Origin of the sequence: Novipirellula galeiformis (genome assembly GCF_007860095.1) — a bacterium.
In the GTDB taxonomy this organism is placed as follows: Bacteria; Planctomycetota; Planctomycetia; order Pirellulales; family Pirellulaceae; genus Novipirellula; species Novipirellula galeiformis.
This window is the reverse complement of record NZ_SJPT01000002.1, coordinates 836,025-851,344: the sequence shown is the minus strand read 5'-3', so window position 1 is coordinate 851,344 and position 15,320 is coordinate 836,025. Positions and strand designations below refer to the sequence as shown.

Annotated in this window: 13 protein-coding genes; 6 read left to right on the top strand and 7 right to left on the bottom strand. The window is 56.0% G+C overall.

Annotation, left to right across the window (positions count from 1 at the left end; all coding sequences use genetic code 11):
• Together Pla52o_RS08140 and Pla52o_RS08135 are read right to left on the bottom strand one after the other, a co-directional pair.
• Positions 1 to 849, bottom strand: a complete 849-nt coding sequence (locus Pla52o_RS08140; protein WP_146594072.1) for an SAM-dependent methyltransferase — start codon at positions 847 to 849, stop codon at positions 1 to 3.
• Entirely contained in the window at positions 846 to 1,724 is an 879-nt protein-coding gene (locus Pla52o_RS08135) for a glycine/sarcosine N-methyltransferase (RefSeq protein ID WP_146594071.1), read from the bottom strand. Before Pla52o_RS08135 ends, Pla52o_RS08140 begins: the two co-directional genes overlap by 4 nt.
• Before the next feature lie 25 nt (positions 1,725 to 1,749).
• Between Pla52o_RS08135 and Pla52o_RS26775 the strand changes: the two genes are divergently transcribed.
• Positions 1,750 to 1,902 carry a hypothetical protein gene (locus Pla52o_RS26775; RefSeq protein ID WP_197169093.1) on the top strand — a complete coding sequence of 51 codons (153 nt, stop codon included), beginning with the start codon at positions 1,750 to 1,752 and terminating at the stop codon, positions 1,900 to 1,902.
• 468 nt (positions 1,903 to 2,370) lie between these two features.
• On the opposite strand, the gene Pla52o_RS08130 is transcribed toward Pla52o_RS26775, so the two are convergent.
• The gene (locus Pla52o_RS08130; protein WP_146594070.1) at positions 2,371 to 3,855 is read right to left on the bottom strand and encodes a hypothetical protein; all 1,485 of its coding nucleotides are present in this window, start codon (positions 3,853 to 3,855) and stop codon (positions 2,371 to 2,373) included.
• 449 nt (positions 3,856 to 4,304) lie between these two features.
• On the opposite strand from Pla52o_RS08130, the gene Pla52o_RS08125 reads away from it, so the two are divergent.
• Together Pla52o_RS08125 and Pla52o_RS08120 are read left to right on the top strand one after the other, a co-directional pair.
• Positions 4,305 to 5,006: a PTS sugar transporter subunit IIA gene (locus tag Pla52o_RS08125; protein ID WP_146594069.1), complete on the top strand. Its 702-nt coding sequence runs from the start codon at positions 4,305 to 4,307 to the stop codon at positions 5,004 to 5,006.
• Positions 5,007 to 5,039: 33 nt separating this feature from the next.
• Entirely contained in the window at positions 5,040 to 5,927 is an 888-nt protein-coding gene (locus tag Pla52o_RS08120; protein WP_146594068.1) for a hypothetical protein, read from the top strand.
• A 228-nt stretch (positions 5,928 to 6,155) separates the two neighbouring features.
• On the opposite strand, the gene gmd is transcribed toward Pla52o_RS08120, so the two are convergent.
• Together gmd and Pla52o_RS08110 are read right to left on the bottom strand one after the other, a co-directional pair.
• Positions 6,156 to 7,190 carry a GDP-mannose 4,6-dehydratase gene (gene gmd / locus Pla52o_RS08115; RefSeq protein WP_146594067.1) on the bottom strand — a complete coding sequence of 345 codons (1,035 nt, stop codon included), beginning with the start codon at positions 7,188 to 7,190 and terminating at the stop codon, positions 6,156 to 6,158.
• Between the two features lie 172 nt (positions 7,191 to 7,362).
• Complete coding sequence (locus Pla52o_RS08110; protein WP_146594066.1) at positions 7,363 to 8,316, bottom strand: GDP-L-fucose synthase family protein; 954 nt, start codon at positions 8,314 to 8,316, stop codon at positions 7,363 to 7,365.
• A 382-nt stretch (positions 8,317 to 8,698) separates the two neighbouring features.
• Here Pla52o_RS08110 and Pla52o_RS08105 point away from each other — a divergent pair, with 382 nt between their 5' ends.
• On the top strand, positions 8,699 to 11,725 hold the full coding sequence (locus Pla52o_RS08105; protein ID WP_146594065.1) for a hypothetical protein: 3,027 nt from the start codon (positions 8,699 to 8,701) through the stop codon (positions 11,723 to 11,725).
• Positions 11,726 to 11,895: 170 nt separating this feature from the next.
• On the opposite strand, the gene Pla52o_RS08100 is transcribed toward Pla52o_RS08105, so the two are convergent.
• On the bottom strand, positions 11,896 to 12,378 hold the full coding sequence (locus Pla52o_RS08100) for an NUDIX hydrolase (protein ID WP_231612172.1): 483 nt from the start codon (positions 12,376 to 12,378) through the stop codon (positions 11,896 to 11,898).
• A gap of 71 nt (positions 12,379 to 12,449) precedes the next feature.
• Between Pla52o_RS08100 and Pla52o_RS08095 the strand changes: the two genes are divergently transcribed.
• On the top strand, positions 12,450 to 13,772 hold the full coding sequence (locus Pla52o_RS08095) for a CCA tRNA nucleotidyltransferase (RefSeq protein ID WP_146594064.1): 1,323 nt from the start codon (positions 12,450 to 12,452) through the stop codon (positions 13,770 to 13,772).
• A gap of 622 nt (positions 13,773 to 14,394) precedes the next feature.
• Entirely contained in the window at positions 14,395 to 14,814 is a 420-nt protein-coding gene (locus Pla52o_RS27675; protein WP_197169092.1) for an RNA recognition motif domain-containing protein, read from the top strand.
• 229 nt (positions 14,815 to 15,043) lie between these two features.
• On the opposite strand, the gene Pla52o_RS08085 is transcribed toward Pla52o_RS27675, so the two are convergent.
• The gene (locus Pla52o_RS08085; protein WP_146594063.1) at positions 15,044 to 15,298 is read right to left on the bottom strand and encodes a hypothetical protein; all 255 of its coding nucleotides are present in this window, start codon (positions 15,296 to 15,298) and stop codon (positions 15,044 to 15,046) included.
• Positions 15,299 to 15,320 lie beyond the last annotated feature (22 nt).

Here is a 15,320-nt window from a genome sequence, read left to right as displayed (position 1 = left end):
TTAGCTGAGTTCGGACTTGGTAAAGTGGAAAATCCCCCACGCCAAATAGCCGTGATGACCGCCATCGATCCAGTGACCGAGTCCCGCTTTCATTCGTTGCAGGTAGTCAGGTGAAATCAGTTCATTGATCTCCATTTCGCGCGCGGTCGTTTCCTCGAGCACGCGAGCATAATGTCGCACCAACTGTGGCGTCAGGCATTCGAAATCGATCAAACGCATGCCCACTGCATCGCATTGATCGATATAGAATTTGGGGGACGCGAGCGTGTTCAAATGAATCCGATTTAGAATCGGTTGCAACACCCCTACGGGGCAATCATCGGCCTGCATCGGATCGGTAAAGACAAAGTCGCCACCCGGCTTTAAGACGCGCGAGACCTCGGAGATCACTTGCGTTCGATTTCCGCTGTGCAAGATCGCATCCTGAGACCACACCACATCAAAACGATGGTCATCCGAGGGAATCGCTTCGAAACTGCCGTCAACCACCTCGACTAAATGATCGAGGGATTGCTCGGCGTTCAATTTTCGACATCGTGAGTTTTCGGTTTCGCTCAAATTCAAGGCGACGACTTGGCAACCAAATCGCTCGGCGAGATAGCGTGCGGCGCCGCCGTAGCCCGCGCCGAGGTCCAACACACGCGAGTTTGGCGAAAGAGTGTCACGGAGCCGATCGGCCATTTTTGACACCGTACGACGGCTGGCTGTTTCGATGGGCTCGGCGTCGTTCGCGTAGCAGCCGATGTGAATGTCTTCGCCACCCCAGATCAAGGAGTAGAACGAATCGGCATCTTCACTGTTGTAGTACTCGCGTGCCGTGTTCACGGCGGTGGAATAGTTTCCGCTCATTGGCTTGCCCCTGCAACTTGGATGTCGATTGATCCTTCAAGCGACTCGTAGGATTTCTCGGCAACGTGAATATAGAAATCGGGTTCTTCATCGTGATACGTTTCTTGAAAATCACCAAACGTTTCGATGTTCTGGAAACCGACCTCTTGCATCAGCCGTCGCATGTAGTGTTTGCGTAGCGGAAACATGTTCAAGTGATAGCTGGATTGATCGGGAAAATCATATCGGAACCGCGCCAGCCCATCGTCGATGTGCTCCGGAGCCGCTCGGACGTTGTCGCCGCAATAGTAATAGGTGTGCTTGCTGGAGAAGCCATCGTCGAGAATACGATCGTAGTTCCGTTGGTCGAGAATCAGGATGCCATCGTGCTTTAGCATCGCGTAATACTCAGCGAGGGCCTTGCGGCGATCGCGTTCTTGGAACATGTGAGTGAACGAATTCCCCAGACAAATGATGGCGTCGTACTCGCCACGGACATCGCGATTGAGCCACCGCCAATCCGCTTGAACGGTGCGAAGAATGTGGCCTCGGTGTCGCGCATTCTCAAACGCTTTCACCAGCATTTCGGGACTCCCGTCGGCGCTGACCACCTCAAATCCGGCCTCCAATAAGCGGACCGAATGAAAACCGGTTCCGGTGGCGACGTCGAGCACCCTGCGTACATTGTGCTTTCTTAACGCTTGGATGAAAAAGTCACCTTCGCTCTCGGCACGACTGTCCCAATCGATTAGCTCGTCCCACTTGTCGACGAACCCTTTGATGTACTCCTGGGCATAGTTGTCGGTCTCTCGTTGCTTCACCGGGTTTTTGCCAAACCGCTGCTGTGGCGGCGATAGCGGCATCGAGTGTGTGTTTCCATCCTTCGGAATCGACATCGACTTCCTCTACTGATTTCGAGTCATGTCCCCGCGCCGAATTGCGTATCAACCCAACCCCGCAGCGAGTACGTTGGTTCATCTAGGCGTTTGCGTTATCGTGCCGGATTACGACGAATTCGCGGCAACCGCGATTCAATCCAGCGTGAGGCCGAAGCTGACAATCGCCAAACGTTGAGATTGAATCTAACAGGCCGCCATTGGCCGAGGCATCCTCGACAAGGTCGCCATGGAAACATCCACCGCTCGAAAAATGCGAGTCGGAACCCGTTCGTGAGGAATTCGTGACGTTGCAACAAAGGAATGTCATCGTGCGAGACCGATCGAAACGATCATCACTCAGCGACCATGACAGCAACATGATTCCAATCAACGGGTGTTTCGAGTCAGTTTTCAATCCCTTTCATTCGCCCCTGCACAACGCTCATGGAAAGCGTCTTAATGGCACTCCGACGTGAGGTGTGGTAACCAGTCCAGCGGAGGCACCGGGGCCAACGGTACGGCCCACTCTTTCGGGCCGACGAGCCGAATTATAACGAATCGTGCGGAGAATGCTACCGCTCATGAAGTAAACGCAGCGGTTCCACGATCACAGTACGGCGGCCCGCCATAAAAAACGTGGGCTTGTGTGCCCGAAGGAGCGGTCTCAATAACCGATACCCGCGCGAAACATGATCGCGTCATCTTGGGTGAATCGATTGTTCTTGTTCTCGTATAGAATCTCGCGATCGAAGACGTAGCCGACTTCGACAAACGCGTTTCGGCGGCCGGCGCGGATATACTCATGTTGTCCCCATTCCAGCCCAAGCATCACGCGATAGTCATTGATATCGATGAGTTGTTCGTCTTTGTTGTCACGTGTCACGGTCCATGAACCGCCGCCGTACTCGCCACCCAAATACCCCCACACGTCTTGTGTCCCAACGGTTCGCCAATAACGCGCCAATTTGGGTTGCGGGAAGAAAATGTCAAATCGTGTATAAGGGTTTGGTTGCCAAAGGATCCCACCGGCAGGAATGACGTTGTAGCGAATTCGATCCAAGACGTAGACGCCGCCTTTAAGTGTGGCCGCGGGGGTTAAACGAAAGTTCAGCAAGCCCTTACCAAGCACTCTTAGGCTGTCGCTGTTCGCCGTGTCAAAATCAGAGAACACGCCGACTCGCGCGCCCAGCTCCAGCCCTAGTATTTGATTAGGATCACTTTGCCAACCCACATCCAAGAACGCACTGTAGGCCTTGGAGGGGAGATCCGCATTCTGTGTGGGGGTGTTCTCCGGTCCGTTCCATTGATGCAACGAGAATGCCGGAGCGATCATCAACGGCTGGCTCGAATACAAGAAGTTCTGCCAAGCAAAGACTAACGAAACATCGGTGTCGTTGATTTCAAGTGAATCGGGGTCGCTGGTTGAACCTAAGTAGGTGTGTCGCAGCCGAGGGCCTTGGAGTAGTCGGTAGGCGCTAAACTCCGATCCGTTACCGAAAAAATCTCCGTTGCTGCCGAAGATCCCGCCAGGGAATAGGGTGCTCGGCCCGGTCGAAGGATATATCGAGCCGGGGTACGCGGGACCGGGAATGGTCGCCGGGCCCCCATAGTTCGGTGCGGGGCCATAGACGGGAGGCCCGTAGGCAGACGCCCCCGGGGCGGTTGCTCCATAATTCGCAGGAGGCAAGGTGGGAGCGGCCAGTGAACCACCGTAGCTGGCCGGTCCGCCGGGAAGGATGGGGGCGGACGCGGACTGCGAAAAAATGCGACTGAACAGACTTTCACCGCCAGGTCGAGAGGGTGGCAACAAGGCGCCCGGTGCTTGAACGGGGCCGAGGGTGCTGCCCAGTGGAACGGGCGACGATGGATAGCTCGGTGCGGGGTAACTTGGCAAGCTTGCCGACCCCGAACTCGCGTAGGGATCAAATTGGGCGCCCATCGATGGCGGTGCCGTGGGGGCTGGCGAACCGCCGGGAGCCCCCGCGAACGGGCTGCCCATCGGTTGCAGATTCGTTTGCGGGATATCGACGGGAGCTCGACTGCCGTACGGAAGCCCCGGTGAGATCGGTGTATTGCTTGGCGGAAAGCTCGAGCCTTGCGCGGAGACCTTGGTACCGCTGGTGACCAGCACGATCAACGCCGAAAACAACAGTCGGCAGATAGACCTCGTTGCTGGGATTGGCGACCGTGTTGTCGTGATTGGCGGGGTGGAGCAGCCGGTTTCGTCCGGCTTGCGACTTGCTAGACGTCGAGCAACGCGGCGCAGCAAGCTTACACTCGACAGCCCCAGGCGTTGGTTCTGTCGACAATTCATGTAGAAAACGTTCGTTGGGAGCCAGCGAATCATAAGATCCTGCTCAAAAGGTTCAACGAGTGGCTGCGCCACACGTCAATTCGGTTAGCGATCGATAGTTCGCCAGGGGACTTTAGACTAAGTTTGGAATACCGTGAAATTAATTTCGATGTCAATGGTAAAGTCTTCGTGAACATGCTGGCAAAAGCCTGACGCTCTGGTTGCTTCCACGGCGTTCCTTTGCTCCAACGAAGGGAAATTTGCCGGCAGTCTCACCTCACCCCTAACCCAAGAAATTCCTAATAATGGACGATCTCGACGCGGCTCGAATAGCGGAATACCTGCACGTGACCCCGGACCAAGTGGTCAAAATGGCTGACCGTGGCAGGGTGCCGGCACGAAAAGTTGGTGGCCAATGGCGGTTTAGTAAGGCCGAAATTCATCACTGGCTCGAGGAACGAATTGGGTTAAGCGCGGCCGATGAGCTCGACAAAGTTCAACAAGTGCTCGACCGTGTCTCGCCCGAAGCGGTCGATCGACCGATTCACGAATTGTGCAGCATCGACACCCTGCAAGTCCCATTGAACGCGCGCACGCGCGGCAGCGTGATTCGCTCGATGTGCAATTTGGCGGGAAAGACGGGGCTGATGTGGGACGCCCCGGCAATGGCCGAAGCGGTGCAGGCACGCGAACAAATGCATCCCACGGCACTCGATTGCGGCGTGGCGTTGCTGCACCCCCGACGCCCCCAAACCTCCATTCTGGCCGACTCGGTGATTGCGTTGGGAATCTGTCCTTCGGCCATCCCGTTCGCCGATCGTGGCCAATTAACCGATGTTTTCTTCCTGATTTGCTCTTACGACGATCGGATTCACCTTCGTATCCTCGCAAAATTGAGTCGCATGATTATCGACGATTCGTTTTTGATTGAGTTACGTACCAGTACATCGCCCGGCGAAGCGTGGCACGCACTGAAGGAGTGCGAAGAACGCGTTGACGAGCTTTGATAGCAACCTTGTCGCCTTTGTTTGATTGTCTCTATGTGGAATGACTCCCCGACCGCGGCACTGGCCACGCCTTGCCGTACGTTAATGTGGATTGGCCCCAGGGACTCGAGCGAGTTTCGCGAATGTTATGCGTTGGCTGAATCCAGCTCGCTGCAGATAGCCTATCGTTACTCGATTCGCGATGCACTTGAGCGGCCGGCTTCGACCGTCGATCGGATTGTGATCGCTCGGAGGGATCGCGGGGCGTTCGATTGGAACCAAGCAATCCAGTTAATTCGGCACAGCGTAGGCGCCGAGGGGGTCATCTTGCTCTCGTCGCTTTGCGAGGGCGTTCGTCACGCCGAGCGATTCGCGATCGCGGCTGCTGTGGACGCGATGTCGACGCCGCTCGTTCCGATTGTCAATGCAGCCGCTTGGCGGGATGTGGTTCCCGCATGGCTATCCGGTGCCGGGCTATCCGGTGCCGGGCTATCCGGTGCCGGGCAGGAGACGCCCCCTCAGCGGCCAGCTAGCAAAATGACGGTGGCGGTGCTGGCCTCCTGCCTTTCCGCCGCAGAACCGCTGTTGGACTTGGCGTCCATCGACGGCGCCACTGCGGTCTGGTTGCGCTCCGCCGAATCACAGCGGATTCGCAATATTGACCGCGTCATCTGGGACGACTCAGTCGCGCCGTTTGGCACGAAAGCCGAATGGCAGATTCGGATGGCGTCGGTCGATACGGTGGCCAATGCTTCGCATGCCTGGATTGCTACGTGCCCGAGAGTCCATCAGGCCCGTGAAGCCGAGGCTGCGGGGGTCGAACTCGTATTGAGCAAGCCACACTCAATCGACGGGCTGGTCACATGGATGCGTGCCCCACGCGGTAGTTTCCTGAGTCAGCGTTCACTGGCCCAGCGTTCTCTGCAGCGATCCGCAGCTTAGAGGTTTCTCGATCGAGTCCAATGGACGTCCCCGATTTCATGGCCTTGATTGAAGACGTGGCCGCAAGATTGTCGCTATGAGGCGGAGTCGCGCCTCGAGCGGTTGGCCTGAAGATGCGAAGGCGGTTGCAAAGGTGATTCCTTTGCTTGCGTTTTTGCACGCCTTGCCAGCTCTCCTGGGTGGACGAAAGGCCCGTGCCCAGGCGAGCGTTTAATTAGCGACGCTTGTCTAGCTTGGTACGAAGCTGTTCGCGTGGGCTTCACGCTTCGCCAGTTCAAGATCGTGCTCGGTCATGATGCGTGCGAGTTCTTCAAGGTTCGTCGTTGCTTCCCAGCCGAGTTTCTCTTTGGCTTTGCTCGGGTCACCAAGCAATAGTTCCACTTCGGCAGGGCGGAAGTAGCGTGGATCGATCTCAACGAAGTCTTCGTAGTTTAGGTCGAGTTGTTGAAACACGAGTTTCGCAAAGTCGCGCACGGTTTCGGTTCGTCCGGTGGCAAGCACGAAATCATCGGGCTCGTCGTGCTGAAGGATCCGCCACATGCCTTCGACATAGTCTTTTGCGTAGCCCCAGTCACGTTTGGCATCGAGATTCCCGAGGTACAGTTTTTTCTGCATCCCGACTTTGATCCGTCCGGCTGCACGCGTGATTTTTCTCGTTACAAAGGTTTCTCCGCGACGCTCGGATTCATGGTTGAACAAGATCCCGTTGCTGGCAAACATGTCGTAGCTTTCGCGATAGTTCACCGTCTGGTGGAACGCGAACACCTTGGCACACGCGTAGGGCGACTGAGGGTTAAACGGCGTCAGTTCGGTTTGCGGCGTTTGCATGACATCGCCGTACATTTCACTACTGCTGGCTTGGTAGACGCGAACCGACTTCTTTTTGTTCAGCAAGCGTGCCGCTTCGAGAACGTTCAGAGCGCCGACGCCGACGGTTTGCAAAGTGTAAACCGGTTGATCAAATGAGACGCGAACGTGGCTTTGCGCGCCCAGGTTGTAGATTTCGTCGGGCTCAATTTCGAGTACCAAGTTCGTCAACGCTTGGCCGTCCGTTAGGTCGCCGTAATGCAGGCGGAGCCTTGAGTTTTCGTGAATGTCTTTATAGATGTGCTCGATGCGTTCGGTCGAAAACGTGCTGCTGCGGCGAACGAGTCCATGGACGGTGTAGCCTTTCTCAAGCAGCAGTTCAGCCAGATAGCTGCCGTCTTGGCCGGTGATCCCGGTGATTAATGCACTTTTCGGCGTCGGGGTGCTGTTTGCCATGTCAATGTCGGTTGTTTAGGGGAGATTGCGAAAGGGGGAAGATAAAGAGGGTAGACAGTGAACGAAGAAATGAACTGTGAGGAACGTTTTGGGCAGCGTGATTGCCATAAAAACGCGGGCCCAGCGAAACGATGTTGCCTTGTCGATCGTTCAAGGATCTTTGAACAACGCATCAAACGGATCGGATTTCACCCGATTCAACTTCGCTCAGGAAGTGATCATACGTGGTTCGGAGTCCCTGGGTGAGTTCGACCTTGTGTTTCCATCCCATGCGGTGCAACAGCGATACGTCACTGCATTTAATCGGGGTGCCATCTGGTTTTTCGGGGTCGGTCTTGACGGCGCCTTCATAGCCGACCGTCTTGGCGACAAGTTGGGCGAGTTCAAGAATCGAAAGGTCGATGCCCGTTCCTAGGTTGACCCAGTCCGGTGGATTGTCTTGTCCCAGCAGAAATAGCAATGCATCGGCCAGGTCGTCAACGAAAAGGAATTCGCGACGTGGCGTCCCCGTGCCCCAGATTGTAACGCTCGGCGAGCCCGCGATTTTTGCCTCGTGGAATCGCCGCAGTAATGCGGGCAATACGTGGCTATGTTGGGGATGGTAATTGTCGCCGGGGCCGTACAGGTTGGTGGGCATCGCGCTGTGAAACATCACGCCGTGTTGGCGACGATAATATTGGCACAATTTCAAGCCCGCTATTTTAGCCAGCGCGTAGGCTTCGTTTGTCTTTTCTAGCGGACCGCTCAGCAGAGCGTTCTCCTGGATGGGTTGAGCGCAATCGCGAGGATAAATACAGGTGCTGCCGAGAAACAAAAAGCGTTTCACCCCCGATGCATAAGCCGCATTGATTGCAAATGTTGACATCAGCAAGTTATCGGCCAAGAATTCCACGGGATAGGTATCGTTGGCAAGCACACCTCCCACACGAGCGGCAGCGAAAATGACCGTGTCAGGTTTTTCTTCCGCAAAGAAATCTTCGACTGAGCTTTGGTGCGTTAGATCCAGCGCCTCGCGACTGGCCGTCAGCACCTCGCAGGTACCTGCAGCCGCCAACCGACGGCATACCGCGGAACCGACCATGCCCCGATGGCCGGCGACGTAGATTTTTCCTGAGAGTGTAGTCATGGAGCGAAATCGGGGTTGGGACGCGAAGGTGAGTCAGTTCGGTGACTGATAGCAAAATCGCGGGCTGCATTAAAAGACGAATTTTGATTCGTCAGAAGGGACCTTTATATCCTCTGGGTGGGTTGGGGGGGATGGCGACTTCTCGTCTTTTTGTCGGGTTTGAAAGACCTTTGTGGATGGAGCCGGTTGGATCGCCGATGCTAGTGTACAGCGGTTGATAAGATTTGCCACGGATGGCTATCGAGCGGGATAGGACCGTTTAGACAACAATTCCCGCCTATTCGAAAACGAGATCGGGATGCGCAAGGACGTTAAAAGATCACTGGTTTTATGGCCATTGACGGCTTCTCTGGTTATGGTCGCGGTTTCGTGGCACGGAACAATGAACCAAGGTTGGTTCGAGTCCCTAGGACCATCCGCAGACGATCAGCAACGACCGAGTTGGGATTCGCAAGTGGTCACGTTTCAGTCGCCTGCGAACATTCAAGGGCGGTCGTCGGTGAACGCGACCGCGGTAGAACGGACTCGCGAAACGCGTCTAGAGTCAACTTTTGAAGTTTTGCATCCGCAAATCGCCCCCACCCCCGCCGAAGTCGCTGCGATCGAACGGCCGGAATACGGCGTCCGGGGCATGCGTATGCCGCTACGTCTTGAGCGAGAGCTCGCTTCAACCGAGAAGCACGATGCCCCAAGCGACCTGTTGACGGAGGCCCGCAACCCGCATTACGGCGAATCGAACATCGCGAAGGCGGCACCGCGCGAATCGGATAATGAATTGGTGATCGATCTGGATCACATGGATCTCGAGTCGGTCGCGAGCGACGAGTATCGGCTCAATCCCAGCACGGTTAAAGCTCAGGCTTCCACAGAGGCCGACATTAAAGTCGCCCTGCCGTCCGAGAAACCGGGACGCCTAATCGCTCCGATCCGTGATGAGCACCAAGAGTTAGCGGGACACCATAGCGCGATCGCAGCCTCGCTTTCGGATTCCCTCGACGCTCCCTCCAGCGTCGATGGCGTTGCCGACTATTCGCCTCTGCCCGAAATTCAATCTCCGCTTAATACGATTGCTGCGGTGCAGCCGGAGGCCGTGCAAGCGGAGCTGGGCGAACGAAGGGCAAGCGACCGCAAGCGAGCTTCCGTGTTGCCGGAATCGATCGCTGTCCTTGCGAAAATAAGTCCTCGTCCGACAGTGAACCCAAAGGCGTCGAGCGTCGCGTCTGAGATGATCCCCGACGTTTCTTCGGCTGCCGACGCAGGCGAATCGTTCGACGCCGCTTCGGTATTCGAATCCACTCGTCGATCGCATCAGCTCAGCCCCGCGGGTTGGCCCGTGACCAACAGCCTTAATCGGCAACTAGACCGACTCGATGAATTTGTGAACTCCTATCGTGCCGAGCCTGGCACGCAGTCAAACTCGCAACTCCAGGAGCTCGCGGAGCTATCGAGTTGGTCCGAGCGAGTTCAACAAACGTTGGCTGAGTTGCGAACCGAGCCACGTCTTGGGGGCGCTCGCGCTGGAACGTTGATCGAACGGCTGGATACACTCCGCCGACAGGGTCAGGATACTGCGGAGGCGATGGTGACGCGTGAAACGCAGATGCATTTTCTGTATGCCTGCTACGCCATTGAGCGCCGCGTGGCCGTTTGGCAACCGATTTGGCAACTGAGCCAGACCGGGGATACCCAGATGTTGGCGCCGCGAAACCACGTGGCAACCGAAGCGGACGCGAGTGAATTTGTGGCCCAGGTGCGAGCGATCCTTAGCGAAACCGGTGATGCCGAAGGTTGGAATCGATTTTTGTTGTTAGATCCACTTGAATCGGCCGCCACGGGAGCCTCGCGTGAGGATCGTGCAATGTTGGCCAAGCGGTTCTTGGCGCGTCTCCGATGGCATGGATTGCATCCCGATCACCGTGAATGGCTTCGTGGCGACAAAATCGAGCAGCTTGCGATCGCTATTCGTCCTTGGACGCGTGGGGCGGTTGATTACGCCAGCTTGCTGAATCAACTTGAACACCAAGAGTCAAATGAAATTGACACGGTTTCTTTGGAGATTGCCGAAGCGGTCCAGACCCTTCGCCATTCGGACAATCCGATCGCAGTGAAGGTTGCTTCGGCGATTGACACGCACTACCGCAACGCCAATATACGTTTGGCGATTAGCCAATCGATGTTGCAACGGATGTTGCCTACCATCGCGCCTCAATCGGTTCCGATTCGCACCCAGGTGTTGGGAAGTCAAGTACGAGGAATCAGCCATGTCAAAAGTAACCTAAGCATTGCGTTACTGCCCTCGCCAAACCATTGGCAGATTGACCTCCGTACGTTGGGTAATGTGAAAACTCGATCGATCGGACACAGCGGGCCCGTCGCCTTGCGAACCGCTGGTGACAGTGATTTCCTCGCCTCCACGCCAATCGAAATTACACCCGATGGCGTTCAGCTTGGTGATTCATGGGTCGACGTTAATGGCAGAAATCAACTCCAAGGGATCGCGACTGATTACGACAGTTGGCCCTTGATTGGGACCCTTGTACGTAGTCTCGCAACGACTCGCTACGAGTCGCTTGAGCCTTTGTCGAACCAAATCTCCATTGAAAAAGTGCGTAGCCAAGTGGGCGGCGAAATCGATCAACGAGTCGATAAACAAATCAATGATTCGGCGCGTAGTTTGTCGAAGTTGGTCCTCGGCCCGTTGGGGGCGCTTAAACTTGATCCACAAGTGGCCGACATGCAGACGACAAATGACCGTTTGCTCGCCCGCTATCGGTTGGCTGGCGATTGGCAACTCGGCGCGTTCACACCACGCCCGCGCGCTCTTCGCAACAGTTTGATGAGTGTGCAAGTGCATCAGTCATCGATGAACAATACGTTAGAACAATTGGTTCCCAGGGATCAACCACGCCGGATCGTCGATATGATCCAAGAGGGAATGGTATTGTTCGGCCAGCAAGCATCGGCGATTCCTGAGGACATTCCTGACGATGTAATGATTCAATTCGCCAAGACGCGGCCGATTACCGTTGAGATCGAGAACGGTAAGTTATGGCTGACGCTTCGCGTCGTAAAATTAACGCGTGGCGAGATGCTTGATCTGCGCCGCTTTATCGTGCGGGCGAGCTACGTGCCCAAGGTTGATGGGTTAAAGGCGACGTTGGTCCGGGACGGGCACTTGAGCATCAGTGGACCGAATCTGTCGATGCGAGAACGTTTGCCCATTCGAGCGATCTTCACCAAGGTGCTCTCGCCGAATCGTGGTTTGCCTTTGACGAGCGATGTGTTGGCGATGCATCCCGCCAGCGAAAGTTTGGCGATTAGCCAACTCGAATTGCGTGAAGGATGGATCGCGCTGTCGCTAAGCGAGCTTGATCAGGCGAGGATCGCAACGCGACCGGATGCTCGCTAGGATGGCTCGCTAACGCGAGTGGGGTGGCGAGCGAGACGGTTGCACAAGCAATCTCCGCTCTCGAGCGTGAAGCAAAATCACCGCTCGCGGGCGTGAAGTAAGCCGTCAACGCTCTCGGTGGCGTGACGGCGGTTTCGGAGGCGGCGGTTTCGGAGGCGACGCCGGGCGGCTTAGAAGGCGATGTCTAAGCGGACCTCTTCAGCGCGAATCGCTTGAATGAATTCAGGCAGACTCGGCAACATCTCGCGAGCGTTACAGATTTCCCGGCTATCCATCCAGTGATATTCGGAGACCTCCGCGGGATTCGGGACCGGTAAAACGTCGGGTTCCAATGCTGACAACCACCACGCCAAGGTGGTTCCCCAGGGGGTCACGCTCCGCCACAGCAGGCGAATCGGTTCGACATCGATTGCCAACTCTTCCTGCATCTCGCGAACCAACGCAAACTGTTCGCTTTCGCCCTTTTCGATCGTGCCGCCCGGCAAGCAGAGCTTTCCCGGTGCGGTGACGGTCAAGGACCGGCGAATGATCAATAGTTTTTCCTCGCGGAAGATCACTCCCACGACGCCTCGCTTTTTTCCGATTCTTGGCATGTTGTCACTCATACGGGTGCTTTTACCTAAGATCGGGTTGGTCCACAATCGTAGATTCATTCGCGGCATCATCCGGTTTGTCGTATACCGATCGTTTTTTTCCAACACATACCCACACAATCGCAACGTTTTTGAATCCTACTTGCACCCCATTCGACTTCGATTTTTCCACGGAATCCGCCCAAGAAGCACTGCGCGTGATTCGTCGGTTGCGAGCGGCGGGTTTCACCGCTTATCTCGCCGGTGGGTGCGTGCGTGATGCGCTGCTTAATAAACATCCCAAAGACTACGACGTTGCCACCGATGCGACGCCTGAGTCGATTTGTGATGTGTTTGGCCGCAAACGAACCTTGGCGTTCGGAGCCAGTTTTGGGGTGATTGGCGTTCTACCGGATCGGAAATTGGCGGCCCCCCGAAAGCGGGCTAACGCGGCAACGGAGCATGGTGAAGAGGCCGCAATAACAAAGGTGGAACCGACCGAGGTTGCTACATTTCGTAGCGATGGCGTCTATCTTGATGGGCGTCGGCCCGACAGCGTTCATTTCGGAAACGCGGCTGCAGACGCCCAACGACGTGACTTTACCATCAATGGTTTGTTTTATGATCCGGCGATGGGGCAAATCATCGACTACGTTTCCGGCCACGATGATCTGAAACGAGGCGTGTTGAGGACGATTGGTGATCCGGATCAACGTTTCGGCGAGGACAAGCTGCGAATGCTTCGCGCGGTGCGTTTTGCCACCACGATTGACTTTGAAATCGAGCCCCGCACCGCCCAGTCGATTCGCGATAAGGCGAGCGAAATCGTGCGGGTCAGTGGGGAACGAATCGGAATTGAGATGCGACGGACGATGAGTTCGGAAAATGCGTACCAGGGTTTTGAGCATCTTCGCGCCTTATCATTGGCGGCGTACGTGTTACCCGAGCTTGAGAACATGGATGGCGATCGACTCGCGCAATACTTCGCGCACAAACGACGCCGCTCCTTTCCATCGGCGCTGGCATGTCTGTTGTTGGCCAGCGAACACGCGCTGGCGGATTTGCGGTCGATTGCAAAACGATGGAAATTGTCGAATGAAGAAAAACGCATCGTGACCGCCGCGATTCATGGGGCGCCGGTGTTAAGCATTGCTCACAAGTTGGCGTGGTCCAAGGTTCAACCGGTCTTGATAGATCGTGACATCGCGGTGGTGTTGGATGTTGCATCCGAGTGCGTCAGGGCGACGGGATTGGAAAGCGACGGAATCCAGCTTGTGCAAAAGGCGTTGTCGCTGCCTGCGATGGTGCTTGATCCCGCTCCGTTATTGACGGGTTCCGATTTGGCCGGACTCGAGATTCCCGCGGGGCCGGCGTATGCGAAAATCTTGAGTCACCTGCGCAACCAACAACTTGATGGAGTGCTACAGACGCGAGACGATGCAATTCGCGAACTGCGGAAACACCGTTGGAATTAAATTCGACTTTCCAACGTTTTACGCGGCTAAGCTGCTCGACGGTGATCCATCGTCTCCATCGCTTTAGCTGCACCGCGCGTCCAGAGTCCTAGATCGTTCAGGGCACCCAACCGTTGGGGCGATGGCCCACCGTCATCGAGTGTCGAGTAGGCCGCGAATTGGCTGCGGAGGTGCCGGACAGCCTGGGTGATCTGAGGCGGCGAGGTGGAATGGGAGGAGTTGGAGGTGTCGAGCTAGATTTGGGGAAAGTCAATTAATTCGATCGCGGGCCGTCTTGGCTAAAAGGTTCGCGTCGATTTGCGTGTTGAACGAAAACTTGCCTCGTCCAGGAGCGTTGTTTTTGAGGTTTGAGCTTTGCTTGGGATCTCTCTCTAGTCCCTCGAGTTTGTCTTCTTTTCCCACATTCCCGTCCGTCCTGGGGGGGCTTTGGGCTATACGCGGCAGTAGAATTCAGTAAATTGAACCGTAGTTGGTTGGTTGATCGTGCAGCTCGTAGCCGGATTTGTAGGCCGGGGCGTGCAGTTTTCCTCCGTCCCACTTGGTAGGTCTCTCCAGAGACCGCTGTCTTTAATGCCCGCAACTTCCAACGGCGGGCGGTCAATCCTTGCACAGGAGTTTAGCGTTGGGAAGGAAATTGTATTGTGGGAACTTGAGCTTTGCTGTCTCAAGTTCGGATCTGGAAAATTTGTTTTCAGAGTTTGGCACGGTCGAAAGTGCCCAAGTCATCACCGACCGCGATAGCGGTCGTAGCAAAGGCTTTGGGTTCGTCGAAATGAGCAGCGATGCCGAAGCACAGGCGGCTATCACTGGGTTGCACGAGAAAGAACATGACGGTCGTTCCTTGACCGTTAACGAAGCTCGTCCTCGCGAAGAGCGTGGCGGCGGCGGTGGCGGTCGTGGTGGTTACGGTGGCGGCGGCGGCGGTGGTCGCGGCGGTTACGGTGGCGGCGGCGGCGGTGGTCGCAGCGGTGGCGGTGGCTACGGCGGTGGCGGCGGTGGCGGTCGCAGTGGTGGTGGTGGTCGCGGTGGCGATCGCTACTAAGACCTCACGGTTGTGCTGTTGATTCGCTCGCCCTTTTCCGAGGGCACGTTTTGATACGCTTGAAATATCGAACGGCTTGCATAGGTCTTCCTAAGCAAGCCGTTTTTTTATGCGCAGCTGGAATGTTTATGCGCAGTTGGAATGATCGCGAAATGCTCGCTTGAATTACATCGAGGCCGACTATCGAGAGCGTGCACAAGCTCGAGCCATTCGAAAAATGACGTGGGATTCAAACTGTCGCTGCATTCGCCCAAATGGGGTTCACCGATTGGCGACGGTAACTACCGCAAAAAGATAAATGCTCTCGCAAGTTGTCCGAAAGCGGGAACGCCCGTCGCGGTGTCGACTCCGGGCCGATACAGTTTGCGGCCGATACAGTTCGCGGCCGATACAGTTCGCGGCCGATACAGTTCGCGAGAAACGTCTCGGCGGTATCGCCGCTCAACGTTCGTGGATCAAATCGAGCCGCGTGAGACGTTCGCATTCTCGTTCCGCGTTGGCGACGG

What these genes read in the sequence shown, in the direction of transcription:
- Pla52o_RS08140 (WP_146594072.1), bottom strand. Translation starts at nt 849, where the DNA reads ATGAGCGGAAACTATTCCACCGCCGTGAACACGGCACGCGAGTACTAC.
- Pla52o_RS08135 (WP_146594071.1), bottom strand. Translation starts at nt 1,724, where the DNA reads ATGTCGATTCCGAAGGATGGAAACACACACTCGATGCCGCTATCGCCG.
- Pla52o_RS26775 (WP_197169093.1), top strand. Translation starts at nt 1,750, where the DNA reads ATGTCCCCGCGCCGAATTGCGTATCAACCCAACCCCGCAGCGAGTACG.
- Pla52o_RS08125 (WP_146594069.1), top strand. Translation starts at nt 4,305, where the DNA reads ATGGACGATCTCGACGCGGCTCGAATAGCGGAATACCTGCACGTGACC.
- Pla52o_RS08120 (WP_146594068.1), top strand. Translation starts at nt 5,040, where the DNA reads ATGTGGAATGACTCCCCGACCGCGGCACTGGCCACGCCTTGCCGTACG.
- gmd (WP_146594067.1), bottom strand. Translation starts at nt 7,190, where the DNA reads ATGGCAAACAGCACCCCGACGCCGAAAAGTGCATTAATCACCGGGATC.
- Pla52o_RS08110 (WP_146594066.1), bottom strand. Translation starts at nt 8,316, where the DNA reads ATGACTACACTCTCAGGAAAAATCTACGTCGCCGGCCATCGGGGCATG.
- Pla52o_RS08105 (WP_146594065.1), top strand. Translation starts at nt 8,699, where the DNA reads ATGAACCAAGGTTGGTTCGAGTCCCTAGGACCATCCGCAGACGATCAG.
- Pla52o_RS08100 (WP_231612172.1), bottom strand. Translation starts at nt 12,378, where the DNA reads ATGAATCTACGATTGTGGACCAACCCGATCTTAGGTAAAAGCACCCGT.
- Pla52o_RS08085 (WP_146594063.1), bottom strand. Translation starts at nt 15,298, where the DNA reads ATGCGAACGTCTCACGCGGCTCGATTTGATCCACGAACGTTGAGCGGC.